The organism is Bradyrhizobium sp. NBAIM03, from assembly GCF_020194055.1.
Taxonomy (GTDB): domain Bacteria; phylum Pseudomonadota; class Alphaproteobacteria; order Rhizobiales; family Xanthobacteraceae; genus Bradyrhizobium; species Bradyrhizobium yuanmingense.
Window position 1 is genome coordinate 1 of record NZ_JADYVS010000080.1, and the last position, 1,552, is coordinate 1,552.

2 protein-coding genes are annotated in these 1,552 nt (G+C 66.5%); both read left to right on the forward strand.

What is annotated here, in order from left to right:
- Window positions 1–1,170 (forward strand): chemotaxis protein CheW (locus I6F21_RS37460; protein WP_225184348.1); only part of this gene is annotated, 1,170 nt, incomplete at its 5' end.
- Window positions 1,171–1,202: 32 nt separating this feature from the next.
- The coding region (locus tag I6F21_RS37465) for a chemotaxis protein CheW (protein ID WP_225184349.1) at window positions 1,203–1,552 on the forward strand (350 nt) is incomplete at its 3' end.

Genomic DNA, 1,552 nt, shown 5'->3' on the forward strand with positions numbered 1-1,552 from the left:
CGCAACAAGCTGCTGCCGCTGATCCATCTGAAGAAGCTCCTGAAGATCGACGACGGCGCGGCCTCCGATCCCGAGAACGGCTTCATCGTGGTGACGCAAGTCGGCAGCCAGACCTTTGGCATCGTCGTCGATGGCGTGTTCCACACCGAAGAAATCGTGGTCAAGCCGATGTCGACAAAACTGCGTCACATCGACATGTTCTCCGGCAACACCATTCTGGGCGATGGCGCGGTCATCATGATCATCGATCCCAACGGCATCGCCAAGGCGCTCGGCGCCGCCGGCTCCTCGGCCCATGACATGGGTGACGAAGCCGCCGGCCATCACATCGGAAGTGGCGAGCAGACCACCTCGCTGCTGGTGTTCCGCGCCGGCTCGTCGCAGCCCAAGGCGGTTCCGCTCGGCCTCGTCACGCGCCTGGAAGAGCTGCCGGCCGACAAGATCGAGTTCTCGAACGGCCGCTACATGGTGCAGTACCGCGAGCAGCTGATGCCGCTGGTGGCCATGGAAGGCGTCACCATTGCGAGCCAGGGCGCCCAGCCGATCCTGGTGTTCGCCGACGACGGCCGCTCCATGGGCCTCGTCGTCGACGAGATCATCGACATCGTCGAGGAACGCCTCAACATCGAGGTCGGCGGCTCCTCCTCCGGCGTTCTCGGCTCGGCCGTGATCAAGGGCCAGGCCACCGAGGTGATCGACGTCGGCCACTTCCTGCCGATGGCGTTCGCCGACTGGTTCACCCGCAAGGAGATGAAGCCGTCGCTGCATTCGCAGTCGGTGCTGCTGGTCGACGACTCGGCCTTCTTCCGCAACATGCTGGCGCCGGTGCTGAAGGCCGCCGGCTACCGCGTCCGCACCGCGCCGACCGCGCAGGAGGGCCTCGCGGCACTGCGCGCCCAAAACTTCGACGTGATCCTGACCGACATCGAGATGCCCGACATGAACGGGTTCGAGTTCGCGGAAGTCGTCCGCTCCGACAACAACCTCGCCGCGACGCCGATCATCGGCCTGTCGGCGCTGGTGTCGCCGGCGGCGATCGAGCGCGGCCGTCAGGCCGGCTTCCACGATTACGTCGCCAAGTTCGACCGTCCCGGCCTGATCGCGGCGCTGAAGGAGCAGACCGCGGGCGCCGCCGGCGCCTCCGAGCTGAGCCGGGCGGCCGCGGCTTAAACCTTAAGCGGGATGGACCAGGAGACCCTGAAATGAGCAAGAAGACCCAGTCCGCTGAAGGCGCCATGGTCGAGTACGTCACCGCAATGATCGGCGGCCAGCTGTTCGGGCTGCCGATCTCCCGCGTCCAGGACGTGTTCATGCCCGAGCGCGTCACCCGCGTGCCGCTGGCCTCGCGCGAGATCGCCGGCGTTTTGAACCTGCGCGGCCGCATCGTCACCGTGGTCGACATGCGCTCGCGCCTCGGCCTGCCCAAGGACGAGGACGGCAAGACCGCGATGGCGGTCGGCGTCGACCTACGCGGCGAATCCTATGGCCTCCTGATCGACCAGATCGGCGAGGTGCTGCGCCTGCCCGAGGACGGCAAGGAAGAAAACCCCGT